The organism is Alkaliphilus crotonatoxidans, from assembly GCF_054658015.1.
Genome location: NZ_BAAHXS010000006.1, coordinates 845,586 through 871,304 on the forward strand (window position 1 = coordinate 845,586; position 25,719 = coordinate 871,304).

The window sequence follows — 25,719 nt, forward strand, 5'->3', positions numbered from 1 at the left end:
GTAGTGTATCACTAGGGCCGTAGATATTTAAATCCATAAACATAATGAATTTACTAAAAGTAAACTTTCTGTTTACATATATTAAATATAATCCTTTTTAAAGAAAAGTCAATAGTTTTTCATTAAATTCCAGTTAATTAGCATGTTGACAAATTGGAGTATGTCTACAAAAAATTTTTTTGGAAAAAATAGTAATAGTAATCAAAACAAGGGTGGTTTATAAATGAATGGAATCTACATAGGGATAGGACTGACGGCATTATTGGTCATAATTGTGTTCTCTAATCTGAAAATTGAAATCATTGCCCTGAAGGAGGACCAAAGGGAGGAACTAGCCTTTGTTGTCTATGCTTTGCATGATCTGGTTAAATATCGTTTCGAATTGCCCTTTGTAGAACTATTACAGAATAAAAGTGTATTCAACTCTTTAAATATAAATTCTGATATTAAGCTGGGCCAACAGCAGGTAGTTCAAGGTCAAAAGAAAGATGACGTAACCTATGGTGAACTAAAAAAGCTATACCATAATGGTAGTCGGCTTTATAAAAAATATCGTACTTCTATTGGGTATATCCATCGTCACATTGTGGTTAAAAAAATCCATTGGTCCACTGTGGTGGGTCTTAATGATGCAGCCGTTACAGCAATTTTAACAGGAATTTTATGGATGATTAAGTCCAATATCCTTTCACTTTTAAATCAGAAATATGCTACCAACGATATGAAAATCAATGTTGCTCCCTATTATGGAGGCTATCTGTTTCAAACCTCGTTAAATTGCATAATTACATTAAAAGTAGGCCATATTATAATTGCAGGCTTTAAAATGATAATTAAAAAGCTTAAAGGATGGTGATAGTTTGAGTGAGCATCCAATAGAATCCTTAATGAAAACCACGATGGAAAGCATCAAGGAAATGGTTGATGTAAATACAATCGTGGGGGACCCTGTGGAAACACCTGATGGAACTGTAATTATACCGATTTCAAAGGTATCCTTCGGCTTTGCTTCAGGAGGCGGTGATTACACCGCAGAAAAAAAGCAAGAAAGGTCTGAAAGCGGTGGTGAAGAAGGGGGCAGCAAGCCAAAATCAAAATTTCCCTTTGCCGGCGGGGCAGGGGCAGGGGTATCGGTTCAGCCTGTGGCCTTCATGGTGGTTGGTAACGGACAAATGAAATTAATGCCCGTGGATCAAAAAGCCAATATGATTGACAACATTATTGGCATGGCCCCTGAAGTCATCAACCAAATACAGTCGATGATTGGTAAAAAAACTAAAAAAAGAAAACCGATTTATGAGCTGGAAGATGAAGAATAGAGGACAACGTAAGGTCCTCTTTTTTTTGTATGTAAATACTAACATTACTTTAATAAAATGAGGTTTGATACAGCAGCAGATAAAAGGTATAATACTATTATATTATTGTAGACGAAAGATGGAGGTTTTTTGATGGATTTAAAAAAAGCAATCGAAATCATCTGGGACAACCGTAAATATACAACGAATGATCCAAAAACTGCCATAAGCCATTTAAACGAAGAGGTTGCAGGTTCCCTGAAGGCCTTACTTAACGGGGATATTGAAAAGGCCAAAAAAGAGCTTCAAGATGCTATGTCTTGTCTTTTTATTGCGATGAAGGTACTGGAGGTTGACCCTGAGGAAGCCGTAAAAAATCAGGTAGAACAAATGACAAAGAAAAATAATCGAATCATGTTTGTAAAGAGTGAAAAGGTTGAAATATATGTAAATGGTCAATTAAAGGGTGGCTGGTCTGTTTGGAGCCAGGAAGACATTAAGGAAGCAGAAAAGCTTGCCGCAGAATTTGGCTGTGAGCTAGTGTATGAATTTAAACAGGATTAATCAGTTGAAGCTGTCTAAAAGCATATTAGAGGGTGATTGAAGGTGGCAGACCAAAGGCATATTGAGAAATTGAAATTGGCAGTTAAAGCAGCAAGAATGTACTATGAAGGGAATGAAAATCAAATTCAAATTGCAAAGGCACTGAATATCTCTCGTCCTCAGGTTTCACGATTATTGCAATTGGCCAGAGAAGAAGGAATTGTAGAGATAAAAATCAATAGTCCCTTTACAAACATATCTGAATTGGAAAGCAGCCTTTGTCGTCATTTTAAGCTTAAAAGGGTGATTGTGGTACCCATGTCTACCCAAAATAGTGATGAAGTAAAAGAAAACCTTGCCAGGGTAGCCGCAGGCTATCTGGATACAATCCTGGCCGACGGGCAGGTTATTGGAATTCCCTGGGGGCAAACCTTGAGTTATGTGGCAAAGTACTTAAAGGAACAGCCCCTTAATCATGCTACTGTGGTACAGCTAAAGGGAGGCGTAGGAAAAATATCAGGGTATGTTGATACCTATAATCCGATCATTACCTTTGCCCTGAAATTAAAGGCAACCCCTTGCTTTTTACCTGTACCTGGAGTAATAGAAAATATTCAGATTAAAGAACTGCTTTTGCAGGATGAAAAAATTAACGAAATCCTGGAATTAGCCAATTGTGCCGAGGTAGCCATCTACTCCATCGGAATTCCAGGGCCCGAATCGGTATTGGTAAGGGCCGGCTACTTTTCTAAGGAAGAGATGCAAACCATTAAGGAGCAAGGGGCTGTAGGTGATATTTGTTCCCGCTACTTTAATATAAATGGTCAAATATTTGATCCCTGCTTGAATAATCGGACCATTGGAATCGAGCTGGAAAAGCTTAAAAACAAAAAATATGCCATTGCCATAGCCGGCGGAAAGGATCATGCCAGGGGCATATTAGGTGCCCTAAGGGGACAATATCTAAATGTTTTAATTACCGACGAAACCGCCGCCCGAGAGGTTCTGAGGCTGGAAAACTTATCTGGTTAAGAGAAATCATTCCTTTAATCATCTGATGCTGTTATTTTACGATAAAAGACCTATTGCATTAATTTAAGATATTAAAATATTTTAAATTTTTTTGGAAGGAATTCTTTAACAAATGCCGAAATGAACTAAAGGTGAACAAAATTTCATTTGCATTGAACAAAATTACCACTTTATTTATCATTGGCACATTTGATATGTACTCCGTTCAATCAATTACGGTAAGGAGAGAATAATATGGAAATACAAAATTTAGCATCCTATATTGACCATACGCTATTAAAAGCCGATTCAACCAAAGAACAGATTGAAATGTTATGCCAGGAGGCAAAACAGTATCAATTCGCCTCGGTTTGCGTTAACCCCGCCTATGTAAGCCTTGCCTACAGTTTGTTGAAGAATACCCCGGTAAAGGTATGCACCGTTATTGGCTTTCCTCTGGGAGCCACAACCACTAAGGTAAAGGCCTATGAAGCATCCCAGGCAGTAGCGGAAGGGGCTCAGGAAATTGATATGGTTATTAATATCGGCGCTCTAAAAAGTATGGATTATTCAACAGTAGAAGCCGATATTCGGGCTGTAGTTCAAGCCGCTAAACCAAGCCTGGTAAAGGTCATTATTGAAACCTGTCTATTAACCAATCAAGAAAAGAAAACTGCCTGCCAGTTGTCAAAAAAAGCAGGGGCCCATTATGTTAAAACATCCACCGGCTTTAGTACCGGTGGAGCCCTGGTGGAAGATATTCAGTTGATGAGAGCAGCAGTAGGGGATGAGATGGGCGTTAAGGCCTCTGGGGCGGTAAGGGATTTACAGACAGCCCAGGCCATGATTTGCGCCGGGGCCACAAGAATTGGAACCAGCTCAGGCATTGCAATTGTCAAGGGAAAGACAGACAATAAAGGTGGATATTAAATTAAGTAGGTGAAAAAGGTATTGTTTTAATTTGATGGCTGTTGTAAAATATCCATCTAGATACTATTTTTTTACCCTGCTTAGTTTTACATATGGAATAACAATATACATAGATAAAAAAATCCATGTGTAAGCAAAATTAACCTTTGAGTTGAAAGGGAAATTTTGTTAATATTATTAAGGTATCTAAAACAAATGAATGGGAGGATGTTGTAGATGTTTAAAATGTCAAAAAAAGCTTTACTTGCCCTAAGCATACTATTAATTTTCAGTATGCTGTTAACCGCTTGCGGCGGTGGAAGCACCAACCAACCGCCTGAAAATGAAAATCCCCAGGGGGAAACACCGAAAACCGACGATAAGCCTTTACAAGTAGGAATTGTCTTATCAACAGGAGGAAAGGGAGATAAATCCTTTAATGACGCTTCTATTGAAGGACTTGAAAGGGCAAAAAGAGAATTGGGTATTGAATATCGAGACATTGAACCAAAGGAAATGGCCCAGGATGAAGAGTCATTACGATTCTTGGCTGATCAGGGCATGGACCTTGTAATCGGTGTAGGCTTTTTAATGGAAGAGCCAATGAGAATTGTTGCTCAGGAGTATCCTGACATTAAGTTCGCCATTATCGATGCAACTGTAGAAGAACCAAATGTAGCTTCCCTTGTATTTAAAGAGCATGAAGGTTCTTTCCTGGCAGGGGCCCTGGCTGCATTAATGACTGAGAGTAATACTGTAGGTTTTGTTGGTGGTATGCAAACTCCTCTAATTGAGAAATTCCAAATTGGATACGAGCACGGAGTTGAATACATCAACGAAGCCCAAGGTAAAGACGTTAAGGTCGTATCTGCCTATGCAGGAACTACCGGCGATGCCTTTAATGACCCTGCTAAGGGTAAGGAATTAGCCCTATCTCAAATTTCCCGTGGAGCAGACATTATTTATCATGCTTCCGGCGGAACAGGACAAGGTGTATTTGAAGCTGCATCAGAAAATGGTAAACTTGCTATTGGCGTTGACTCTAATCAAAACTGGATGTATCCAGGTACAATTGTAGCAAGTATGTTGAAGCGAGTAGACGTTGCTGTATTCGATACTGTTAAGGCAGTTCAGGATGGTAATTATAAAGCTGAGGTTACCGTTTTCGGTGTTGAAAGTGACGGCGTTGGCTTAACAGATTTATCTACAGTTGATGATTTGGAAAAGTCTGGCGTTGAAAATGATGCCGCAGCTATTGAAAAAATGCAGGAAGTAAAGGACAAAATCCCCGCAGAGGCTAAAGAAATCATTGAAGATATCAAAAATAAAATTATCAGTGGTGAAATAGTTGTAAGGGAAGAATAAAGAAATCATTCATTAAGCTGCTGTAGCTTTTGTTGCAGCAGCTTAAACCTTATGGGAGGAATCATAATGCAGTCTATTTTGTCGATGAATAATATAACGAAGGCATTTCCAGGAGTCTTAGCCAATGACCAGGTGGGCCTTGATTTAAAAGAGGGAGAAATCCATGCACTGGTGGGTGAAAACGGTGCCGGTAAATCCACCCTGATGAATATTCTTTTTGGTATCTATCAGCCTGATCAAGGTACAATCACATATAAGGGAAGTCAAATCACGATTAATGAACCGAATCAAGCAATTAAGCTTGGCATTGGAATGGTTCATCAGCATTTTAAATTGGTCCCTCCTTTAACGGTTACTGAAAACATTGTGCTGGGAAGTGAACCCAGGTCAGGGCTATGGTTTAATAAAACAAAGGCAATAAAAGAGGTGGAGACATTATCAAAGCAGTATGGCCTGACTGTGGACCCAACAGCCAAGGTAGAAAGTATTACCGTTGGAATGCAGCAACGGGTTGAGATCTTAAAAACCCTTTATCGTGGTGCCGATGTCATTATACTCGATGAGCCCACTGCAGTTTTAACTCCTCAGGAGGTTAAGGAATTGTTTAATATTATGAAAACCTTAACCAACCAAGGAAAGTCAATTATTTTTATTACCCATAAGCTCAATGAGGTGATGGAGATAGCAGACCGGGCAACAGTCATGAGAAGGGGAAAAACCATTGGTACTGTCAATACATCAGAAACATCGCCGTCTCATTTGGCAGAGATGATGGTAGGTAGGCAGGTACTACTAAGAGTTGAAAAACAGGAGGCTAAGGCCGGTGAAGATGTTTTAAGAGTTGAAGCGGTTTCTGCTTTAGATGAAAGAAATTTACCTGCAGTTAATAATATATCCTTTACCGTCAGATCAGGGGAAATATTGGGAATTGCAGGGGTTGAGGGAAATGGTCAAAGTGAATTAATTGAAGTGTTGACCGGGCTTAAAAAGCCCGTATCTGGTGAAGTCTATTTAAATAATAAAAGAATTACCGGAAAAACTGCCCGGGAAATTAAAAACGAGCTGGTAGCCTATATTCCCGAGGATCGACATAAACGTGGTCTTGAATTGGATTTTTCAATCAGTGAAAACGCTATTTTAGGTAGTCATTTTAAGAAGCCCTTTGCCAAGGGGATCACATTAAATTACAATGAAATCAACCGTCATGCAGACAAGCTAATAGAAAAATATGATGTTAGAACACCTAATCGCGAAGTACATGTAAGAAACCTTTCTGGTGGTAATCAGCAAAAAATTATCGTTGCCAGAGAGTTGGAAATAGATCCTGTTTTAATTATTGCTTCTCAACCAACAAGGGGAGTTGACATTGGTGCCATTGAATTTATCCATAGGCAAATTGTTAAGGAACGGGATAATGGAAAGGCTGTTCTGTTGGTTTCAGCCGAGCTTCAGGAAATTATGAGTCTTAGTGATCGAATTGCAGTAATTTACGAAGGTGAAATTGTTGCCATACTAGATGCCAGGGATGCAACAGAAGAAAAGCTGGGCTTATTAATGGCTGGTGTAAAGGATCAGTCAACCCCTAACATCCCCCCTTCAGGAGGTAGTCGTGATGAATAAAGAAAAGCTTGTGGAACAAATTAAAGAATTATTGCTCCCTATTGGCGCCATTTTTTTAGGTCTAATAGTTGGTGGTCTGATTATGCTCTCCATTGGACAAAACCCCTTTGTAGCCTATAAAGCACTATTTCAAGGGGCCTTTGGTGATTTCAATAAATTTGCCAATACATTGGCCAGATCAACCCCCTTATTATTTACAGGCCTGGCTGTCGCCTTTGCTTTCCGGTGCGGGCTTTTTAATATTGGCGTGGAAGGACAAATGTTTGTAGGTGCCTTAGCAGCTGCCTATGTAGGAGTTGCCATTACAGGACTTCCAAAACTACTCCACCTGCCCTTAACAATTTTAGCAGGTATGGCAGCAGGTGGCTTTTGGGCTTTTATACCTGGAATTTTAAAGGCTAAAAGGGGTGTTCATGAGGTTATTAATACGATCATGATGAATTTTATATCCTATGCATTGATTGGCTATATGGTGGCTGGCCCGCTTCGAGCCCCCGGTCAAACCCCAAGAACCGTTGGAATCTTAGAATCAGCCAGACTAACCCGTCTGGGAGAATTGGTCAGCTGGAGCAATTCAAAGTTAAATGTAGGATTTTTAATTGGACTTATGGCATGCCTTATTATTTATTATCTTCTTTGGAAAACCACCATCGGTTATGAAGTCAGGGCTGTCGGCTTAAATCCCCATGCCGCTGAATATGGTGGAATCAGTTCAAATAAAAAGATCGTTTTGGCCATGGTAATCAGCGGTGCCCTGGCTGGTTTAGCCGGTGTTGAACGGGTGCTAGGCTTTGACAGAGCCTTAATTCTAGGCTTTTCTCCGGGCTTTGGCTTTGAAGGAATTGCGGTTGCCCTGCTGGGCAAAAACCATCCTGTTGGGGTTATTTTAGGTGCCTTATTATTCGGGGCTCTTTCCAACGGCGGTGCCTGGATGAATTTTAATACCAATGTTCCAGTAGATTTAATCGTTGTAATTCAAGCGGTAATTATTTTCTTTGTGGCCGCAGATGAAATCGTAAGACGATGGGTCAGGAAAAAGAGAAAAGAAGGAGGAGTAGCCTAATGAATAATATAATTAACCTATCCCTTATCTATGCAACCCTTAGGGCTGCTACTCCGCTAATTATTACTGCCATTGGGGGCCTCTTGTCTGAAAGGGCAGGTATAGTCAATATTGCCCTTGAAGGAAAGATGCTGATTGGTGCCTTCGCAGCGGTGGTGGTCTCTTACTTTACCGGTAATCCCTGGTTGGGCGTACTGGGCGCCATGGCGGCAGGCGGTGTTTTTGCCCTTATCCATGGAGTAGTCAGTATCAAATATAAAGCCAATCAAGTAGTAAGCGGAACAGCTATCAATATATTAGCTTCGGGTTTAACCGTCTTTTTATTACAAATACTATTTAATGTATCTGGTACCACACCACAGGTAAGAAAGCTACCCTCGTGGGGAGGCTTTAATCCGCTTGTCTATTTTGCCCTAATTCTGGTGGCAGCAGTTCATTTGTTTATTTATTACACGCCATCGGGTTTAAAGCTCAGAGCCATTGGAGAACACCCTAGTGCTGCCGATACCGTAGGTGTTAATGTTATCAAGCTGAGATACATTTATGTTGTCATCAGTGGAATGCTGGCCGGAATAGCCGGTGCCAGCTTGTCTTTGGGTGACTTAAATGTATTTGTTAAGGAAATGACTGCAGGTAGAGGCTTTATTGCTCTGGCTGCCATGATTTTTGGTAAATGGACTCCCTTCGGAGCCATGGGGGCAGCATTACTTTTCGGCTTTGCCGACGCACTACAAATGAGACTTCAGGGGATTGGTATTCCAAGTCAATTTATCCAAATGATTCCATATATCTTTACAATGATTGCCCTGGCCGGTTTTGTAGGAAAGGCTACACCACCGGCTGCATCGGGTCAACCCTATGATAAAGCTGAAAGATAATATTAAAATGAGGTGAGAATATGGAAAAGGAAAGGGAGCAGGAATTGATACAAAAGGCCTTGGAAGCTAAGGAAAAGGCCTATGTGCCCTATTCAAAATTTAAGGTTGGAGCTGCCTTAAAAACCTCCAGCGGTAAAATATTCACCGGTTGTAATATTGAAAATGCTTCATTTGGTTTAACCAACTGCGCTGAGAGAACTGCCATATTTAAAGCTGTCAGTGAGGGTCATACCGACATTGAATCGATTGCTGTCGTAACTGACATTGACGATTATGCGTCCCCCTGCGGTGCATGTCGACAGGTGATGGCAGAATTTGGACTGCAAATTAAGGTTTTAATGGGCAATAAAGATGGTGATTATTATATCAAGACCAGCGGCGAACTATTGCCTGGTTCCTTTACCAACCAACAGCTGGAATCTAATAAAAAGTAAACCTGTCCTCAGCAAAAAGGCATGAATTTTATTCTAAAATTCATGCCTTTTCTATTTGCATGTTGTAAAGGACTTTTGCCAATAATAAAATGTAAATTATTTTAAAATAAGAGGTGAAGCTATTGAAAAGGACCGGTTTACTTATACTTGTCATGCTGCTGGCATTACAGCCTATGGTTTATGGTATAGAAGCTGATTATACCTCGATTCCTGAGGAAACGGCCATCGTGATGGATGTCATACTGCTGGCTTCTCAGCCAATGGTTTACGGTGAAGAAGCTGATTATACTTCGGCCCCCGGAAAGGCAGCCATCGTGATGGATGTCAGCACCGGCAGAGTTTTATATGGCAAGAACATACATGAATCCATGCCTATGGCCAGCACTACCAAAATTATGACCGCCCTTCTGGCTATAGAAAATACAACACCTGACCACATGGTCAAAATTCCTCCTGAGGCAGTTGGAATAGAGGGCTCATCCATTTACCTTAGGGCAAACGAACGGGTATCTATGAAAGACCTCCTCTATGGTCTGATGCTAAGGTCAGGAAACGATGCCGCCACTGCCATTGCATTAGAAATTGGCGGCTCTATTGAAAATTTTGCTAACCTGATGAATCAAAGGGCAGCGGAATTAGGGGCCCTGCACACAAATTTTATGAACCCCCATGGCCTGCACCATGATCAACATTATACAACAGTCCATGACCTGGCATTAATTACCCAGGCCGCCTTAAAGCAGCCCCTTTTTAAGGAAATTGTGTCAACAAGATTTTGGGTAGCTGAAAGAAGCGAATACAAACACTTTTCCAATAAAAATAAACTTCTGACCAATTATGAGGGGGGAGATGGGGTTAAAACCGGGTATACTCAAAAAGCAGGCCGTTGTCTGGTGGCCTCGGCTACAAGAAATGGTATGCAGTTGGTTGCCATAACTCTCAACGACCATGACTGGTTTAATACGGCATCAAAATTACTTGACGACAGCTTTAAGGTTTTTACGGCCCATGGTGCCACCGAAAAGGATCAGGTATTAGGAAATATTTTGGTTTCCAATGGTACAAAGAAAAGATTAAATGTATTGGCTGATCAGGCCCTTTTACTTCCCCTAAGGGAGGATGAAATGACAAAGCTCAATATGATATTGGATATGCCGGATACCATTGAGGCTCCCATAAAAAAAGGACAAAAATTGGGTAGTGCCAACTTTTATCTGGAAGATCAACTACTGGGCTCAATCAGCTTAATTGCCCAAGAGGATGTTGCCAAGCTAACACTTAAGGATAAAATCATTAAATTCTTTAAAAGAAATTAATATTGCATTATTTTTTTAGTACCTGCTGAATAAACCTTGTTTATTTGGCAGGGATTTTTTACGAAAATTTTACCGTAATAATGTTATGTTTACTATTATTTTTTGCATCAACACTTTCTTTGTGGCATAATTGTAATGTATGCCTTACTAAATTTTAACAAGTCAAAAGGGAGTGCTTTCATGAAGATAATAGATTGGCATTGTGATACGCTGCATCGGATTTACAAATCTAAAGAACCTGTCGCCCTCTATTGCAACGACCTTCATATTGATATAAAAAAGCTGAAGGCTGGTCATTCCTTAGCCCAGTGCTTTGCAATTTTCATCGATATGGAGGAGGAAAAAAAGTTGGGAAAAGGCCCCTATGAGGTATTTACTGAAATGTATAGTCTTTATCAAGAAGAATTGGCTAAAAATGCCTCCTATCTTAGGCCAGCCCTTAGCTATGAGGATATTTTGTCCAATCAAGAGAAAAATCTGGTTTCAAGCCTTTTAACCGTGGAAGAGGGGGCGGTATTAGAAGGGCACCTCGATCGTCTGCAGAAGCTATACAATCTTGGGGTAAGGCTGATTACCTTAACCTGGAATTACCCTAATGAAATAGGCTACCCAAATTACAATGCCAACTACAGACAACATGGACTTACTGCCTTTGGCCATCAGGTGATTGAAGAGATGAATCGACTTGGTATAATAATTGATGTTTCTCATCTTTCTGACGAAGGCTTTTACGATGTACTAAAGCACTCAAAAACACCCTTTGTAGCCTCCCATTCCAATGCACGCTCAGTTACCAATCACCCAAGAAATCTAACTGATGATATGATCAAGGCCCTGGCTGAAAGGGGCGGTGTAATGGGAATCAATTTTTGTGCTGCCTTTTTAGGCAATGGGCAAATTAGTAAGATTGAAGATATCCTTCATCATATAAGACATATAAAAAAAATTGCTGGAATTGACGTACTGGCTCTGGGGTCAGATTTTGATGGGATTAGCTGCCCTTTAGAAATTGAAAATTTTTCATATTTCAATAACCTTATAGAAACCTTGGAAAAAAACCACTTTTCATCTATCGAAATTGAAAAGCTATGCTATAGAAATGCCCTGCGACTCTTATCAGATGTAATGTAAAAGAACAAAGGCTTCCTTTGGTGACTTTTAAGGAGGACTTTGTGAAATATATATACGGAAAGTTCTCTTTCATTAAATATTTTAAGTGAGGACTTTTCTATAGATTTAAAAAAATCCGGTAAATTTACCGGATTTTTTTATGCTTTATTTAGTTGGGAATACAGATTCTTTGACCAATTTGCAGGTTATTGGGGTCGACTCCAGGGTTCGCCCTTTGAATGGCTTCAACGGTGGTATTGAAGCGTCGAGCCAAACTAAAGAAGGTATCCCCTGAACGGATGGTATAGGCTGTTGTTCCTGATGGGCAGGCCCCTGGCGGTGGTGGTGTTGGTCTACCTGGAATACAAATTCTTTGACCAATCTGTAGATTATTGGGGTCTACACCGGGGTTCGCCCTTTGAATGGCCTCAACGGTGGTATTGAAGCGTTGAGCCAGGTTAAAGAAGGTATCCCCAGCACGGATAGTATAGGCCGTTGTTCCTGAAGGACAGCCCCCTGGTGGTGGCGGTGTTGGTGTACCTGGAATACAAATCCTTTGACCAATTTGCAGGTTATTGGGGTCTACACCGGGGTTCGCCCTCTGTATGGCTTCAACGGTTGTATTGAAGCGTTGAGCCAAATTAAAGAAGGTATCTCCTGAACGGATGGTATAGGCCGTTGTTCCTGAAGGACAGCCCCCTGGTGGTGGCGGTGTTGGTGTACCTGGAATACAAATCACCTGGCCAATTTGCAGATTCCGTGGATCTACCCCAGGGTTCGCCCTTTGAATGGCCTCAACGGTTGTGTTGAAGCGTTGAGCCAAGCTAAAGAAGGTATCTCCTGAACGGATGGTATAGGCCGTTGTTCCCGCTGGACAGGGTCCTGGCGGCGGCGGTGTTGGTGTACCTGGAATACAAATTCTTTGACCAATTTGCAGATTATTGGGGTCTACCCCAGGGTTCGCCCTTTGAATGGCCTCAACGGTTGTGTTGAAGCGTTGAGCTAGGCTAAAGAAGGTATCTCCGGCACGGATAATATAGGCCGTTGTTCCCGCCGGACAGGTGCTTGGCGGTGGCGGTGTTGGTGTACCCGGAATACAAATTCTTTGACCAACTTGCAAATTATTTGGGTCTACACCGGGATTTGCCCTTTGAATGGCCTCAACGGTTGTATTGAAGCGTTGAGCCAAGCTAAAGAAGGTATCCCCTGGGCGGATGGTATAGGCCGTTGTTCCCGCCGGACAGGTGCTTGGCGGTGGCGGTGTTGGTCTACCTGGAATACAAATTACCTGACCTGGATATAACATGTACGGGTTAATTCCAGGATTCGCCTCAACTAAACTATCCACCGACACATTAAATAGTCTTGCAATACTGTAGAGTGTGTCGCCAGGACGTATGGTATAGTAGTTTCCTCCTGGGCAAGCTGGATGCGGATGGCTCATTGGTATACATATTTGCTGTCCAACAACTAGATAATTAGGGTTCACTGTGGGGTTTGCCGCAATTAACGCCGACACAGTGATGTTATACTGCATGGCAATACGATAAAAAGTATCTCCCGGTTTGATGATATAAGGTATCGTACCCGGAGGACACGGTCTAAAAGAATAATACATATAATCACCTCACACTAGAGTCTACTTCATCATATTATTAATTATAAAAAGTGGTGAATAGAAGTTTTAAGAAAGTTATAAATAGAAGAATATTTGCAATTAAAATGACAGTAACAATATGAAGCAGAAAAAAATATGCTATTATGTGAGGGATTCAAAGAAAGGAGTGAAAGTATGGGGATTGAAGGGGATCAGTGTATTGACGCAGGCAGTGAATATTGTCCTTGTTATTTGGCCGAAATGAATAATTGTATTACTTGCTCCCGCTTGAAGGGAAAATCCTACTGTGATTGCAACTGGCGAGGTGTTTGTATATATCAGGAATTTCATTTTTTAAATTATAAAAAGAAAGATTCAAGAACATTTCAAGAGACTACCATTATTGAGCGGGAAGAGGTGGGAAAAAATGTACTACTATTTACCCTAAAGACCCACCATACCCTGGCAAGGCAGTTAAAGCAGCCAGGTTCTTATATTTTTATTCGAAACAAAAATTTGGAACATTATTTTGATATACCTATCTCCATCATGGACGTGGATGACCAACGGGATCAAATAAAAATTGCTGTTGAAATTCATGGTGTAAAAACTCAATCCATTAAAGATGTTACCGATCAGCTTTTAATTCGCGGCCCTTATTGGAATGGCCTCTTTGGGTTAGAGCATCTGAAAAAAACCAGTAAAAGCAAATGTCTTGTTATCACACGGGGAATTGCCCAGGCACCAGCGGTTCTGACCATCAATTATTTATTGCGTAATCAAAATCAGGTAGACGTTATAATTGATAAAGGCACTTCCAACACCAACCTGATTAAAGTCTATACAAAGGCCAACGTATTAGAAGAAAATTGTAATCTATATAGTCCTGAAGGTAGAGCCCTGCTCCACAGCCACCTATATAATGGAAATTATCAATTGGTCATGCTGGGGGGGTCTGATTATTTACAAGAAAGTCTCTTCCCCATTTTAAACGAATTTGATGTCAAAATGGCCTTGACAAACAATAAAGAAATCTGTTGTGGGGAAGGAATATGCGGGGCCTGTATTGTCTACGATGCTGATGGAATTCCAATACGATCCTGTAAAACCCAAATAACGCATAATAAATAAGGAGGAGGATTAAGGTGTCTAAAATTATAATCATAGGCGGAGGTTGGGCTGGATGTGCCGCTGCAATCACAGCCAAAAAAGCAGGGGGAGAGGTTCATCTGTACGAAAGAACCGATATGCTCTTGGGACTGGGTAATGTAGGCGGTATCATGAGAAACAATGGTCGCTATACTGCCGCCGAGGAATCTATTTTATTAGGTGCCGGTGAACTGTTTGCCATTACAGACCAATGTGCCCGCCATAAAAAGCTTGATTTTCCAGGACATAAACATGCCAGCCTTTATGACGTAACCATCATTGAACCACAGGTCAGAAAGCTCCTCCTTTCCATGGGAATTCATCTATACCTGCAACACAGGGTTACTGATATTGTTAAAAAGGATCAGCGGATCACCGCAATCAAGCTGCAAAACGATGAGGTTGTTGAGGGGGATACCTTTATTGAAACCACAGGTTCAACGGGTCCCATGGGAAACTGCTTGAAATATGGGAATGGGTGCGCCATGTGTGTTCTTCGCTGCCCCTCCTTTGGCCCCAGGGTCAGCATCAGTCAGCGGGCAGGCGTTGAAGACATTTTAGGTCAACGGGCAAGTGGTTCCTATGGCGCCTTCAGTGGATCCTGTAAGCTAAGTAAGGATTCTCTGTCAAAGGAAATTGTAAAGGAATTGAACGAGAAGGGTGTATACATTATCCCGCTTCCTAAGAAAGATATTAATCTTGATAAATTAGATATGAAGGTATGCCAGCAATATGCTTTGAAGGATTACGCCGAAAATCTTATTTTATTGGATACGGGCCATGCAAAGCTGATGGCTCCCTTTTATCCCCTCGAAAAATTAAGAAGCATTAAGGGGCTGGAAAATGCAAAATATGTAGACCCCTATGCCGGTGGAATCGGCAATTCCATCCGATATCTATCGATTGCTCCCCGTAACAATGCCATGAAGGTAAATCAATTAGATAACCTGTTATGTGCCGGTGAAAAGGCAGGGCTTTTTGTTGGCCATACTGAAGCCATTGTAACAGGCAGCTTGGCGGGTCATAATAGCATTCGTCTGGGACTGGGCATGCCTCTTTTGGAGCTCCCCAGAACCATTGCTTCAGGTGATTTAATCGCCTGCGCCAACGAAGAAATTCAAGAGGAAGCAGGCTTAAAGAAACGATATACCTTTGCAGGCTCAGATTATTTCAAACGTATGCAGGAGCTGAACCTCTATACCACCGACACAAAGGCCCTTAAAAATAAAATTGACCGCTTAAATCTGCTTAAGATCTATGATGAAAAGCTAATATAGTCGTTTAAAATACCTGATAAACCTTTTGGTCTGTCAGGTATTTTAAATTGTGTCATAATCCAGTATAATGATGTAGTGAGAAAAAATAAGATAGGCAGGTTAAGAAGATGAATTTATTAACTGTTGAAAATATAAGTAAGGCCTACGGTGAAAAGCCTTTGTTTAAAAATATTACCCTTGGCATACAGGAATCGGATCGTATCGGACTAATTGGTATTAATGGAACTGGAAAATCCACACTGCTTAAAATTATTGCAGGCCCACTGGAGCCTGATGAGGGTCGTCGAATTCTAAATCATCAGGTAAGAATTGAATATTTACCTCAAAATCCTGAATTTGACCCTGATTCCACAGTTCTTGAGCAGGTTTTCCATAGTGATAATCCCCTAATGGAGCTGGTTTTTCAATACCAACAGGTGGTCAATGACCTGTCTGCCCTTCCGCAGGAGCCCAGTCTGCAAAAGAAATTGGCCGAACTGGCCCATCAAATGGATCTACAGGGAGGATGGGAGCTTGAAGCCAATGCAAAGGCTGTATTAACGAAGCTTGGAATTACCAATTTTTCCGCCATTATTAAAACCCTTTCCGGAGGACAGCGAAAGCGAATTGCCATGGCCAGAGCCCTGATTCAACCATCAGAGCTGTTGATTTTGGACGAGCCCACCAATCACATCGACAATGAAACAATCGAGTGGCTTGAAGACTACTTAAAAAGAAGGAAGGGTGCCCTTTTATTAATTACCCATGACCGCTATTTTTTAAATCGAGTGGTAAATCGAATCATTGAACTGGACGAAGGAGCCCTCTATAGCTACCAGGGTAATTACGAGGCCTTTTTAGAAGGAAAAGCAGAACGGGAGGAAAGCCTAAGGGCCCTTCAGCGAAGGCACGCCGCCCTCTTTAAAAAGGAGCTGGCCTGGATCAGAAGAGGTGCCAGGGCCAGAAGCACCAAACAAAAAGCTCGAATCCAACGTTTTGAAAGCCTTCAAGGGGCGACGCTTCCCCAGGAATCGGCGAAGCTGGAAATATCCGTAGGCTCTCAGCGATTAGGCAAAAAGGTCATTGAGCTTAAAAATATTAGTAAGGCCTATAACGATCAGATGATTATTCAAGACTTTACCCATGTCTTTACGCCGGGAGAACGAGTAGGTATTGTGGGAAAAAACGGGGCAGGGAAGTCAACCCTGCTGAACATCCTGGCTGGAAAGCTTTCGCCCACAAGTGGAGAAATTGAGGTTGGTCAAACCGTTAAAATTTCCTATTATGATCAAGAAAGCCTTGAGCTGGACCCTAACCTTAGGGTGATTGAATACATTAAAGAAGCGGCAGAATACATTGAAACCGCCGATGGTACAAAAATTACCGCTGCTCAAATGCTGGAACGCTTCCTATTTCAGCCGGGAGCCCAATGGACCCCCATTGCAGCCCTTTCCGGAGGTGAAAAAAGAAGACTATACCTTTTAAGAAAGCTGATGGAAGCCCCTAATGTACTTTTGTTGGACGAACCAACCAATGACCTGGATATTCATACCCTGACCATTCTGGAGGATTATTTGGAGTATTTCCCTGGAACGGTAGTGGTGGTTTCCCATGATCGATATTTTTTAGATCGGGTTGCAGATCATCTTTTTATATTTGAAGACAATGGAAAAATTCAAGACTACCATGGCAGCTATTCGGAATATATTCAATGGCGCAGGGAAAATCTGCCTCAGGAGCCCAGGGAAGCCTCTAAAAAAGGGCCAAAGGAAGAGCGCCAGCAACCCGCCAAAGAAAAACTGAAAAAGCTTTCCTATCGAGATCAAAGAGATTATGATCAAATTGAGGGAGTCATTGCAGACCTGGAGCTTCAGCTGGAATCGGTACAAAATGCCATTGATCAGGCCGGAAGTAACTATCAAGAGCTTCAAGACCTACTGGAACAACAGGAAGTATTGCAGCAAAAACTGGAAGAGACCATGGAGCGGTGGATGGAGCTAACGGAGCTGATGGATGAAATTAATCATAACAAGTAAATCGTCATATTTAGAATCCTTAACAAGGATTCTTTTTTTTATAAATTATGGAAATTTGGCAACATTTACAAAGAGAATATTTGTTCTATTTAGGCAGCCTCGGTGATATAATAAATAAGAACATATGTTCTGATGGAGGGTGGTGACATTATGAAAAAGGTCATTATGCATATTGATGTCAATTCAGCCTATCTTTCCTGGCAAGCAGCCTATCAGCTACAGCAGGGAAGCCGGCTGGATTTAAGAAAGATTCCTTCTGTTATCGGAGGCTCCCTGGCAGACAGACGGGGGATTGTTCTGGCCAAAAGCATTCCTGCCAAGGCCTTTGGTATTCAAACGGGGGAGGTTTTATGGCAGGCAAGGAAAAAGTGTCCTAATTTAAAGGTGGTTCCACCCAACTATCAGCTTTATATGCAGTGCAGTAACGCCCTTTGGGAGCTATTGAAGGGATATTTTCCTACTATTCAAAGGTTCTCGGTGGATGAATTTTTTCTAGACTATACCGGGATGACAGGGGACTATGGAAACCCTGTGGTGCTGGCCCACCAGATTAAGGAAAAAATAAAAAAAGAGCTGGGCTTTACTGTTAATATTGGTATTGCTGAAAATAAGCTTTTGGCTAAAATGGCAGGGGAGCTTAAAAAGCCCGACCAGGTTCACACCCTTTGGCCCCATGAAATAAAGGAAAAAATGTGGCCCTTGCCGGTTGAGGAGCTATATATGGTGGGCCGTAAAACCACCAAAAAGCTAAAGGACCTAAATATTAACACCATCGGAGACCTGGCCACGGCAGACCTTTCACTACTGACGGGAAAGCTGAAATCCTTTGGTCAGCTTATCTGGTCCTATGCCAACGGAATTGAGGCTTCCCCTGTTTACGACGGAGCCTATACCCCAATGAAGGGGATGGGCCATAGCAGTACCATCAAATTTGACGTTACAGACAGGGAAACAGCCCATAAAATTTTACTTTCTTTAACAGAATCTGTGGTTTTAAGGCTAAGGGCCAGTGGTTTTCATTGCCGTGTTGTGGCTGTATCCCTTAGAAATACGGCATTTTTAAGCTATTCCCATCAAAGGCGGCTATTTTCACCCACCGACATTACCAATGAAATTTATCAAGCTGTCAAGGATCTATTTGATGAAGCCTGGCAGGGGGAAGCATTGCGGCATCTAGGGGTTCATCTGGGAGAACTGACAGTGGAAACCAGCAGGCAGCTTTCCTTTTTCATGAATCAGGGTGAAGAAAAAAATCGGGCCCTGGATCAAGCAGTTGATTCCATCCGGAAAAAATACGGAAAGGACTCTGTTGTCAGGGGAATTTTTGTTGATGGTGAAATTCGGCCTCTTTTAGGAGGGGTAGGGGAAGAGGAATATCCTATGATGACCAGCTTACTTTAGGAGGTGAATTGGGTGAAGCTTCTCAGAAAACCAATCGAGATATTAACGAAATTTGATCCCGAAGGAAATGGCAGGCCAGTTCGGTTTCGATTTTTAAATGAAGATGATGAATATACCATCATTAAGGTAGACCGGGTGATTAAGCGGGAACTGGACAAATTCGCAGGAAACACCATGATCAAATATACCTGTGAAACCTGTATTCAGGGAGAAATAAAGCTATTTGAGCTTAGACATGAAATTAATACCTCTAAGTGGTATCTCTATAAAATATAGGCTGTCAAATGAAATGAAGCCTGAAGGATATCATTTATCATTGCAGTCTGTCCAAAGGGCTATGGTTTTTAAATTATTCTCCCATGGGCTATAAAGATATTGATACTAAGCCGGTGAGGAAAATTGATCCAGATGATATAAGGGAAGGGGAGATACAAAAATGTGTTTCCCCTTTTGATTTAAAAACAATTACTTAAATTCATTTTAATATGGTATAATAATCTTTTACTTAAACCACGAAGTATCAGACTGAGGAGGAGAATCAATGACCGATGTACTCAATTTAATGATCAGATCAGGAGAAACCGGCATAAACCTTACCCTATATACATTATTGCCTATTATGGTAATTATGATGGCTCTGATGAGAACCCTGGAGGACCGTGGCCTGCTTCAAAGGCTTGCCGTACTGGTGTCCCCTGTCTTAATCCTGTTTGGATTACCGGGGTTAGGTGTCTTTGCCATCTTGCAAATATTACTAATCAACTTTGCTGCTCCCATTGCTACCCTGAAAATAATGGAGCATGATGAAAATATAACAGATAGCATGCGCTCTGCCACCCTGGCAGCTATTTTGGTTATGTCTCAGGCCAATGCCACCTTTCCTTTAGCCGTTGTGGGCTTAAATATTCCAGTAGTTCTAATGAGCTCCCTTCTGGGGGGACTCTTATCGGGCTTCATTGCCTATCGCCTGACGGGGGCTGAAAGGGGTGTGTCTGCCACCTATCAGGGCCACTCCCTTAATCGATCCAAACGAAGCTTAATTCAATCTATGTTTGCCGGCGGCGAAGAGGGACTTCAAATTGTTGTAAAATCCATTGTTCCCTTGATATTAGCTGTCTTTCTTGTGAATATATTCAGGGAAACAGGCGTCATTACATTAATGGAAAGGCTGCTTTCTCCGCTATTAACCCAAATTGGCATTCCTGGAATTGCTGTGCTTCCCATGGTTACCAAATATCTGGCAGGTGGAACCTCTATGATGGCGGTAACATTGGAATTGATTCAAGAGGGAGGGCTAACTCCCTTGGAGCTGAACCGTATGGCCGGCATGACAATCAATACGCTAGACCCCGTTGGCTTAGCCCTGCTGCTTTCAGCGGGACCAAAAACCGTATCGGTGGCAAAGCCAGCCATACAAGCCGCCTTAGTGGGTATTCTTTTTAGAGCCGTATTACATCTAATTTTATTTTAACCCTCTTTTTGATTAAAACTTGGGAATTGCATATAGCGATAGACCATGGTACCATAAAAAAAGAACCTTTGATTAAATGGTCGTAAAGTAAAAGGGAAGGAAAGCAGTTCCATGGAAAATTTCATTCTATCACTTAACGCAGTATTACCGCTAACCCTGATGATCGGAATGGGGTATGGTATTAAACGAATTTTTAATTTTAAAGAGAAGGATTTAAAAAAATTAAATGATTTGTGCTTTAAGGTATTTTTACCGATTCTGCTCTTTAAAAACATTTATCAGATCAATGTGGGCAATATATTTGATTTAAGGCTAATCGTCTTTACAACCTTGATTATCGGCACCATCTTTTTACTGCTTTGCCTACTGATTCCCCATATGGAAGCAGATCGCAAAAAAATAGGTGTTCTAATTCAGTCTATCTTCCGCAGCAATTTTATTATATTCGGTTTACCCATTGCCATTTCCCTATACGGAGAAGAGGGGGCAGGAACCGTATCTCTTTTAACAGCCATTGTCATTCCCTTATTTAATATTCTAGCTGTCATCATACTGGAAGTATATTGTGGTGAAAAGGCTGATCTAGGCAAAATTGTAAAGGGGATTGCCAAAAACCCGCTCATATGGGGGGTTTTAACCGGTGGTGCGGCCATGCTTATTGGTATTTCACTGCCGGGATTTTTAGAAAAAACCATATCCGATGTAGCACAAATTGCAACTCCCTTTTCATTAATTGTACTGGGCGGCTCCTTTACCTTTCGTTCGGCACCACAATACTTTAAGCAGTTGGCAATCGGAATTTGCGGCAAGCTGGTTATTGTCCCTCTGGTAGGGATCACCCTGGCCATCATGCTGGGCCTAAGAAATGTCGAGCTTCTTTCCATTATTATTTTGTTAGGAGCCCCTGCAGCGGTTTCTTCCTTTACCATGGCCCAACAGATGAATGCAGATTTTGAGCTGGCAGGCCAATTGGTTGTATGGGGTTCGGCCCTTTCCAGTGTAACTGTATTTTTGTGGATATTTATGACCAAGCAGTTGGGTCTTATTTAGCATTGAAAAGCACCGGCCTTATGTCTGACCGGTGCTTTTCAATGTATGAATCTAACGATAATTGGTAAATTGTAGATTGATGGGCAGGTCTGCTGTCTTCAGAAGCTGAATAACCGCCTGCAAATCATCCTTGTTTTTTCCTGTTACCCGTACCGTATCACCCTGAATGGAGGCCTGAACCTTTAGCTTAGAATCCTTGATGGTGGCAATTATCAGCTTAGCCTGGTCCTTACTGATTCCCTGCATGAGCTTGATCACCTGCTTGGCCCTTCCGCCAAGGGCATGTTCAATTTTTCCATATTCCAAGGCCTTAAGCGAAAGATTTCGTTTTGTCATTTTTGTCTGAAAAATGTCTACAACATTCTTTAACTTAAAATCATCTTCAGCGTTAATGACAATTTCATCATCTCTTCTTTCAATCTGGGTATTGGTATTTTTCAGGTCAAAACGCTGGGAAATTTCCTTTGCAGTTTGATTGACTGCATTATCAACCTCCATTAAATCAATTTTTGAAACAATATCAAAGGAACTATCCTTTGCCATTCATAAACACTCCCTTCTTAACACTTACCTATTATTATAGCCGCTCCAAGTAAAATTTGTCCATAATTTGCTAAATTTTTAGTTTTTAAGGCGTACTACCGACAAGGTAAAAATACCATCATAAATTTGTGTATTGATCAAACAAAGGGGGAAAAATAAAATATTCAACAACTTAATTTTTAAAAGATTGTACGACTTTTGTTGTCGAAAGTAATAAAAATGTTGAAATTTGAGTATTTCCAAGGAAATTATTTTAATAATTTCCCATCTATAACTGAAAATCCTTTTTATAAGGCCCGTTATTTGCTAGAATAATCCTTGAGCAATGGAGAAATATTGCCCGATAAAATAGTGAGGTGAAGCAATTGAGATTACAAAAATTTTTAGCCCTGGGAGGCGTTGCCTCAAGACGGGGTGCTGAAGCCCTTATAGCCGAAGGTAAGGTTTTGGTCAACGGCAAGGTAATTACCGAAATGGGCTTTCAGATTGATCCAGAGCAAGACACGGTCACCTATAATAATCATATTGTCAAAATTGAGGAAACACTGATTTATGTTCTAATGAATAAACCCAAGGGATATGTAACCACCGTTCAGGATCAATTTAATCGAAGAAAGGTCACAGATCTGGTCGAGGTACCTCAACGAATTTTTCCAGTGGGAAGATTGGATTATCATACCTCAGGTCTTCTTTTGCTTACCAATGACGGTGAATTAACCTATCGGTTAACCCATCCAAAATTTAAGGTGGAAAAGGTATACCGGGCATTGGTAAAGGGACAACCTTCTGCTGAGGCATTACGAGCCTTCGAAAGGGGACTTAAAATAGAAAATTATATTACCTCCCCCGCTAAAATCAATATTCTTTCTAAAAGGGAAGGAAACTGTCTTGTGGAAATTACCCTTCGGGAAGGTCGAAATCGTCAAGTCCGTAAAATGTGTGATGCCATTGGACACCCTGTAATTGAACTAAAACGGGTGAAGCTAGGAAAATTAACCCTGGGTAGCTTAAGGGAAGGCCAGTGGCGACTGCTTAATCGAGAGGAAATTCAATATCTAAAAAAATTGTAACAATTACAAAGCCCTTGTAAAACCCACATTTTAAATTTATATCAGTTTTGAATTAAAAATGGAAAATGTGTATAATGTAGGTGGAAAGACGAAAGGTTGTGATTTGTTGATAGAAATGAAAAGGGCATCATCCCAGGAGTATTCTTTAATTGATTTATTTTGTCAGGAAGAGGGATTAGCACCACAAGAAAAAACAACAGATTCGGCTTTTTTTATGATAATAAAGGATGGCAATGCACTGCTGGGCTTTGCCATAGTAGAGGCTGACCCAGCCGAGAGGGCCACAATCAAGTACCTGTATATAAAAAAATCAGAACGGGGCCTTGGCCTGGGCGATGGTCTTTTAAGGGCCACCTTGAATCTGCTGGATTTAATGGGTATTTCAGAGGTATTTATTGAAGGTCATAGCACCCTTACAGCGTTTTTAGCCCATGAAGGACTGAAGCCTCGGCCTGAAGCACAGCAGCTTTTTTATTGCGATGTAAAGGAATTTTTCAGTAGAAAATGTAAAGGCAGCAGACAGGAGTGAATCAAATGCACAATTCAATTACCTGGGGAACAAATTTTGTACAGGCGCTGCTGGAAAGGAAATTAGCTCCTGGCTCTGTCGTAATGGACGGTACCATGGGTAATGGTCATGATACTTTATTTTTAGCCCGTTTGGTGGGGCCAGAGGGAAAAGTTTACAGCTTTGATATTCAGGAGGCCGCTGTTAAAGCAACCCAAAGGCTGCTGATAGAGGAAGGATTAGAAACCAGGAAAGAGATTATACTAATCCATGACGGCCACGAAAATGTACTTACATATATCCAGGAGCCAATTGATGCTGCCATGTTTAATTTCGGGTATCTGCCCGGAGGGGATCACACTATTATTACCAGGCCGGAAACCAGTATACTGGCCCTTGAAGGAACCCTGGACCTATTAAAGCCTGGTGGCATCCTTTCCCTGATGATCTATTACGGCCATCGGGGTGGTCAGGAGGAAAAGACCGCCCTTTTAAGCTTTTTATCGGCCTTGCCTGCTAAAACCTATATTGTAACTAAAACAGTATATTATAATCAAAATAATCATCCCCCTATGATCGTCATGGTTGAAAAGAAGTAGAAATGATCGGCCTCGATAGGGTGTAAAAGAAAAGCCTTGAAAATCTATGGCAAAAAATAGGAGGTAATATGATGGCAAAAATTAAGATTACAGAAACAGTATTCAGAGATGCACATCAGTCCCTTTTGGCAACACGCATGAGCACAGAGGAAATGCTGCCCATAGCTGAAAAAATGGACACGGTAGGGTATCATTCCATGGAGGTTTGGGGAGGTGCCACCTTTGATGCCTGCTTAAGGTATCTTGACGAGGACCCCTGGGAAAGACTCAGGAAGTTAAGGAAGCACATTAAAAATACAAAGCTTCAAATGCTGCTGAGGGGGCAAAATCTACTGGGCTATAAGCATTATGCCGATGATGTGGTAATCGAGTTTATCAAAAAATCTGTTGCCAATGGAATAGATATCATACGAATATTCGATGCCCTCAATGATGTAAGGAATCTGGAGGTTGCACTGAAGGCTATTAAAGAGGCTGGTGGTCACGCCCAATGTGCTTTATCCTATACCATTAGCCCCATTCACAACATACCCTATTATGTTGCCAAGGCTAAGGAAATGGAAGGGCTGGGGGCTGACTCCATCTGTATTAAGGATATGTCAGGAATTTTAACTCCCTTTGTAGCCTATGATCTAGTAAAGGAATTAAAAAAAGCCGTTAAGTTACCGATTCAGCTCCATACCCACTATAGCAGCGGTGTTGCTTCAATGACCTACCTGAAGGCCATTGAGGCCGGGGTCGATATCATTGATACTGCCATTTCGCCCCTGTCCATGGGTACCTCTCAACCTCCAACCGAAGCTCTAGTTGCCACCCTTAAGGACACTGAATATGATACAGGTATTCAATTGACCAACCTAAACGAAATTACTGAATATTTCAAGCCTTTAAAGGATCAATACCTTGAAAAGGGCCTTATTAATCCCAAGGTACTGGGGGTAGACATTAATACCCTGGTTAATCAAATACCTGGTGGTATGCTTTCAAATTTAATTTCTCAGCTTAAACAACAAAACAAGCTCGATAGTCTAGATGCTGTCATGGCTGAGGTTCCTAGAGTTCGTGAAGATTTGGGATATCCGCCCCTGGTGACTCCTATGAGCCAAATGGTAGGTACTCAGGCTGTCTTTAATGTGATTATCGGTGAAAGATACAAAATGGTACCGAAGGAAATAAAGGATTATGTACGTGGTCTCTATGGCAGCCCCTCAGCTCCTATATCCAATGAAATCAAGGAAAAAATAATCGGTAAGGAGCCAGTGATTACAACTAGACCAGCAGATTTAATTCCTCCCCAGTTGGAAACCTTTAGAGAAGAAATGAAGGAATACCTTGAGCAGGAAGAGGATATACTGTCCTATGCCCTTTTCCCGCAGGTTGCCATGGCTTTTTTTAGAAAGCGTTGGGAAAAAAAATATAAAATAGAGGGAACCCTTTACAATGAGCAGGATCAAACCCATCCTGTGTAAAATATAACCTATCCAAAGCCCCT

25 protein-coding genes are annotated in these 25,719 nt (G+C 41.4%); 23 read left to right on the forward strand and 2 right to left on the reverse strand.

All coding sequences use genetic code 11. The features are described from left to right. The first annotated feature begins 223 nt into the window (after window positions 1-223). The 12 genes from ACYQ1I_RS16030 (at window position 224) to ACYQ1I_RS16085 (ending at window position 11,568) form a co-directional block, all read left to right on the forward strand. Window positions 224-856 (forward strand): DUF2953 domain-containing protein, encoded by a 633-nt coding sequence (locus ACYQ1I_RS16030; RefSeq protein ID WP_459767109.1) that lies wholly within the window; start codon window positions 224-226, stop codon window positions 854-856. 4 nt (window positions 857-860) lie between these two features. Beyond that, on the forward strand, window positions 861-1,319 hold the full coding sequence (ytfJ, locus tag ACYQ1I_RS16035; protein WP_459767111.1) for a GerW family sporulation protein: 459 nt from the start codon (window positions 861-863) through the stop codon (window positions 1,317-1,319). A gap of 132 nt (window positions 1,320-1,451) precedes the next feature. After that, window positions 1,452-1,862, forward strand: a complete 411-nt coding sequence (locus tag ACYQ1I_RS16040) for a hypothetical protein (protein ID WP_459767112.1) — start codon at window positions 1,452-1,454, stop codon at window positions 1,860-1,862. A gap of 42 nt (window positions 1,863-1,904) precedes the next feature. Further along, window positions 1,905-2,873: a sugar-binding transcriptional regulator gene (locus ACYQ1I_RS16045; protein ID WP_459768193.1), complete on the forward strand. Its 969-nt coding sequence runs from the start codon at window positions 1,905-1,907 to the stop codon at window positions 2,871-2,873. 234 nt (window positions 2,874-3,107) lie between these two features. Then, window positions 3,108-3,782 carry a deoxyribose-phosphate aldolase gene (gene deoC / locus ACYQ1I_RS16050; RefSeq protein WP_459767114.1) on the forward strand — a complete coding sequence of 225 codons (675 nt, stop codon included), beginning with the start codon at window positions 3,108-3,110 and terminating at the stop codon, window positions 3,780-3,782. A 216-nt stretch (window positions 3,783-3,998) separates the two neighbouring features. Beyond that, complete coding sequence (locus ACYQ1I_RS16055) at window positions 3,999-5,126, forward strand: BMP family lipoprotein (RefSeq protein ID WP_459767115.1); 1,128 nt, start codon at window positions 3,999-4,001, stop codon at window positions 5,124-5,126. Window positions 5,127-5,192: 66 nt separating this feature from the next. Beyond that, entirely contained in the window at window positions 5,193-6,746 is a 1,554-nt protein-coding gene (locus tag ACYQ1I_RS16060) for an ABC transporter ATP-binding protein (protein ID WP_459767117.1), read from the forward strand. After that, window positions 6,739-7,809: an ABC transporter permease gene (locus tag ACYQ1I_RS16065; protein WP_459767119.1), complete on the forward strand. Its 1,071-nt coding sequence runs from the start codon at window positions 6,739-6,741 to the stop codon at window positions 7,807-7,809. The genes ACYQ1I_RS16060 and ACYQ1I_RS16065 overlap by 8 nt, the downstream gene beginning before the upstream one ends. Then, on the forward strand, window positions 7,809-8,687 hold the full coding sequence (locus ACYQ1I_RS16070) for an ABC transporter permease (protein ID WP_459767121.1): 879 nt from the start codon (window positions 7,809-7,811) through the stop codon (window positions 8,685-8,687). The genes ACYQ1I_RS16065 and ACYQ1I_RS16070 overlap by 1 nt, the downstream gene beginning before the upstream one ends. Window positions 8,688-8,707: 20 nt before the next feature. Beyond that, the gene (locus tag ACYQ1I_RS16075; RefSeq protein WP_459767123.1) at window positions 8,708-9,121 is read left to right on the forward strand and encodes a cytidine deaminase; all 414 of its coding nucleotides are present in this window, start codon (window positions 8,708-8,710) and stop codon (window positions 9,119-9,121) included. Between the two features lie 122 nt (window positions 9,122-9,243). Continuing rightward, on the forward strand, window positions 9,244-10,437 hold the full coding sequence (locus tag ACYQ1I_RS16080; RefSeq protein WP_459767125.1) for a D-alanyl-D-alanine carboxypeptidase family protein: 1,194 nt from the start codon (window positions 9,244-9,246) through the stop codon (window positions 10,435-10,437). 180 nt (window positions 10,438-10,617) lie between these two features. Beyond that, entirely contained in the window at window positions 10,618-11,568 is a 951-nt protein-coding gene (locus tag ACYQ1I_RS16085) for a dipeptidase (protein WP_459767127.1), read from the forward strand. Window positions 11,569-11,716: 148 nt separating this feature from the next. Here ACYQ1I_RS16085 and ACYQ1I_RS16090 read toward each other — a convergent pair whose 3' ends face one another. Next, window positions 11,717-13,165 carry a LysM peptidoglycan-binding domain-containing protein gene (locus tag ACYQ1I_RS16090; protein WP_459767128.1) on the reverse strand — a complete coding sequence of 483 codons (1,449 nt, stop codon included), beginning with the start codon at window positions 13,163-13,165 and terminating at the stop codon, window positions 11,717-11,719. Between the two features lie 174 nt (window positions 13,166-13,339). Between ACYQ1I_RS16090 and ACYQ1I_RS16095 the strand changes: the two genes are divergently transcribed. From ACYQ1I_RS16095 to ACYQ1I_RS16125, 7 genes are all read left to right on the forward strand, one after another. Next, on the forward strand, window positions 13,340-14,275 hold the full coding sequence (locus tag ACYQ1I_RS16095) for a sulfide/dihydroorotate dehydrogenase-like FAD/NAD-binding protein (protein ID WP_459767130.1): 936 nt from the start codon (window positions 13,340-13,342) through the stop codon (window positions 14,273-14,275). A 14-nt stretch (window positions 14,276-14,289) separates the two neighbouring features. After that, window positions 14,290-15,570 (forward strand): FAD-dependent oxidoreductase, encoded by a 1,281-nt coding sequence (locus tag ACYQ1I_RS16100; RefSeq protein ID WP_459767131.1) that lies wholly within the window; start codon window positions 14,290-14,292, stop codon window positions 15,568-15,570. Window positions 15,571-15,677: 107 nt separating this feature from the next. Next, on the forward strand, window positions 15,678-17,585 hold the full coding sequence (locus tag ACYQ1I_RS16105; protein WP_459767133.1) for an ABC-F family ATP-binding cassette domain-containing protein: 1,908 nt from the start codon (window positions 15,678-15,680) through the stop codon (window positions 17,583-17,585). 150 nt (window positions 17,586-17,735) lie between these two features. Continuing rightward, window positions 17,736-18,986, forward strand: coding sequence for a DNA polymerase Y family protein (locus tag ACYQ1I_RS16110; RefSeq protein ID WP_459767135.1), 1,251 nt, complete (start codon window positions 17,736-17,738; stop codon window positions 18,984-18,986). A 12-nt stretch (window positions 18,987-18,998) separates the two neighbouring features. Further along, the gene (locus ACYQ1I_RS16115) at window positions 18,999-19,262 is read left to right on the forward strand and encodes a hypothetical protein (protein WP_459767137.1); all 264 of its coding nucleotides are present in this window, start codon (window positions 18,999-19,001) and stop codon (window positions 19,260-19,262) included. Window positions 19,263-19,527: 265 nt separating this feature from the next. Further along, complete coding sequence (locus ACYQ1I_RS16120; protein WP_459767139.1) at window positions 19,528-20,457, forward strand: nucleoside recognition domain-containing protein; 930 nt, start codon at window positions 19,528-19,530, stop codon at window positions 20,455-20,457. Between the two features lie 111 nt (window positions 20,458-20,568). Further along, a complete protein-coding gene (locus ACYQ1I_RS16125) occupies window positions 20,569-21,507 on the forward strand; it encodes an AEC family transporter (protein ID WP_459767140.1) in 939 nt (312 codons plus the stop codon). Window positions 21,508-21,558: 51 nt separating this feature from the next. On the opposite strand, the gene ACYQ1I_RS16130 is transcribed toward ACYQ1I_RS16125, so the two are convergent. Continuing rightward, a complete protein-coding gene (locus tag ACYQ1I_RS16130; RefSeq protein ID WP_459767142.1) occupies window positions 21,559-22,050 on the reverse strand; it encodes a YajQ family cyclic di-GMP-binding protein in 492 nt (163 codons plus the stop codon). A gap of 365 nt (window positions 22,051-22,415) precedes the next feature. Between ACYQ1I_RS16130 and ACYQ1I_RS16135 the strand changes: the two genes are divergently transcribed. From ACYQ1I_RS16135 to ACYQ1I_RS16150, 4 genes are all read left to right on the forward strand, one after another. Next, entirely contained in the window at window positions 22,416-23,120 is a 705-nt protein-coding gene (locus ACYQ1I_RS16135; protein WP_459767144.1) for a pseudouridine synthase, read from the forward strand. A 58-nt stretch (window positions 23,121-23,178) separates the two neighbouring features. Beyond that, a complete protein-coding gene (locus ACYQ1I_RS16140) occupies window positions 23,179-23,649 on the forward strand; it encodes a GNAT family N-acetyltransferase (RefSeq protein WP_459767146.1) in 471 nt (156 codons plus the stop codon). A gap of 5 nt (window positions 23,650-23,654) precedes the next feature. Then, entirely contained in the window at window positions 23,655-24,227 is a 573-nt protein-coding gene (gene mnmM / locus ACYQ1I_RS16145; protein ID WP_459767148.1) for a tRNA 5-(aminomethyl)-2-thiouridylate-methyltransferase MnmM, read from the forward strand. A 71-nt stretch (window positions 24,228-24,298) separates the two neighbouring features. Beyond that, window positions 24,299-25,696, forward strand: coding sequence for an oxaloacetate decarboxylase subunit alpha (locus ACYQ1I_RS16150; RefSeq protein ID WP_459767150.1), 1,398 nt, complete (start codon window positions 24,299-24,301; stop codon window positions 25,694-25,696). Window positions 25,697-25,719 lie beyond the last annotated feature (23 nt).

What these genes read in the sequence shown, in the direction of transcription:
- ACYQ1I_RS16030 (WP_459767109.1), top strand. Translation starts at nt 224, where the DNA reads ATGAATGGAATCTACATAGGGATAGGACTGACGGCATTATTGGTCATA.
- ACYQ1I_RS16040 (WP_459767112.1), top strand. Translation starts at nt 1,452, where the DNA reads ATGGATTTAAAAAAAGCAATCGAAATCATCTGGGACAACCGTAAATAT.
- deoC (WP_459767114.1), top strand. Translation starts at nt 3,108, where the DNA reads ATGGAAATACAAAATTTAGCATCCTATATTGACCATACGCTATTAAAA.
- ACYQ1I_RS16055 (WP_459767115.1), top strand. Translation starts at nt 3,999, where the DNA reads ATGTTTAAAATGTCAAAAAAAGCTTTACTTGCCCTAAGCATACTATTA.
- ACYQ1I_RS16060 (WP_459767117.1), top strand. Translation starts at nt 5,193, where the DNA reads ATGCAGTCTATTTTGTCGATGAATAATATAACGAAGGCATTTCCAGGA.
- ACYQ1I_RS16065 (WP_459767119.1), top strand. Translation starts at nt 6,739, where the DNA reads ATGAATAAAGAAAAGCTTGTGGAACAAATTAAAGAATTATTGCTCCCT.
- ACYQ1I_RS16070 (WP_459767121.1), top strand. Translation starts at nt 7,809, where the DNA reads ATGAATAATATAATTAACCTATCCCTTATCTATGCAACCCTTAGGGCT.
- ACYQ1I_RS16075 (WP_459767123.1), top strand. Translation starts at nt 8,708, where the DNA reads ATGGAAAAGGAAAGGGAGCAGGAATTGATACAAAAGGCCTTGGAAGCT.
- ACYQ1I_RS16085 (WP_459767127.1), top strand. Translation starts at nt 10,618, where the DNA reads ATGAAGATAATAGATTGGCATTGTGATACGCTGCATCGGATTTACAAA.
- ACYQ1I_RS16090 (WP_459767128.1), bottom strand. Translation starts at nt 13,165, where the DNA reads ATGTATTATTCTTTTAGACCGTGTCCTCCGGGTACGATACCTTATATC.
- ACYQ1I_RS16095 (WP_459767130.1), top strand. Translation starts at nt 13,340, where the DNA reads ATGGGGATTGAAGGGGATCAGTGTATTGACGCAGGCAGTGAATATTGT.
- ACYQ1I_RS16105 (WP_459767133.1), top strand. Translation starts at nt 15,678, where the DNA reads ATGAATTTATTAACTGTTGAAAATATAAGTAAGGCCTACGGTGAAAAG.
- ACYQ1I_RS16110 (WP_459767135.1), top strand. Translation starts at nt 17,736, where the DNA reads ATGAAAAAGGTCATTATGCATATTGATGTCAATTCAGCCTATCTTTCC.
- ACYQ1I_RS16120 (WP_459767139.1), top strand. Translation starts at nt 19,528, where the DNA reads ATGACCGATGTACTCAATTTAATGATCAGATCAGGAGAAACCGGCATA.
- ACYQ1I_RS16125 (WP_459767140.1), top strand. Translation starts at nt 20,569, where the DNA reads ATGGAAAATTTCATTCTATCACTTAACGCAGTATTACCGCTAACCCTG.
- ACYQ1I_RS16130 (WP_459767142.1), bottom strand. Translation starts at nt 22,050, where the DNA reads ATGGCAAAGGATAGTTCCTTTGATATTGTTTCAAAAATTGATTTAATG.
- ACYQ1I_RS16140 (WP_459767146.1), top strand. Translation starts at nt 23,179, where the DNA reads ATGGAAAATGTGTATAATGTAGGTGGAAAGACGAAAGGTTGTGATTTG.
- mnmM (WP_459767148.1), top strand. Translation starts at nt 23,655, where the DNA reads ATGCACAATTCAATTACCTGGGGAACAAATTTTGTACAGGCGCTGCTG.
- ACYQ1I_RS16150 (WP_459767150.1), top strand. Translation starts at nt 24,299, where the DNA reads ATGGCAAAAATTAAGATTACAGAAACAGTATTCAGAGATGCACATCAG.